Annotated in this window: 1 protein-coding gene; it reads right to left on the reverse strand. The window is 41.2% G+C overall.

The genetic code is table 11. From position 1 onward, the window contains the following. Positions 1–260: Cna B-type domain-containing protein (locus BAU28_RS27050; protein ID WP_116500495.1), on the reverse strand; the 260-nt coding region annotated here is incomplete at both ends.

Consider the following 260-nt stretch of genomic DNA (forward strand, 5'->3'; position numbering starts at 1 on the left):
ACTTTGATCGTTGTCGGACGATTTGTTGCGTTTCCGTCCTTCCAAGTCTTTGTTCCTTCTACTGTTGTTTGGCCCACTTTTGTATTTGTAATGTCATAACCTTTTACTTCGGATTTGTATCCATCCACCGGTTGTTCTTTTACCTCATACTTATACGCGTTACCTTCGGCATCATATGCCGCTAAGTCTTTGAATCCATATTTCCAACCTGTTGCTTCACTTACTTCTTGCGTCGCAACTACTTGGCCATTTTGTAGTAA

This window comes from Bacillus paramycoides, assembly GCF_001884235.1.
Lineage (GTDB): Bacteria > Bacillota > Bacilli > Bacillales > Bacillaceae_G > Bacillus_A > Bacillus_A paramycoides.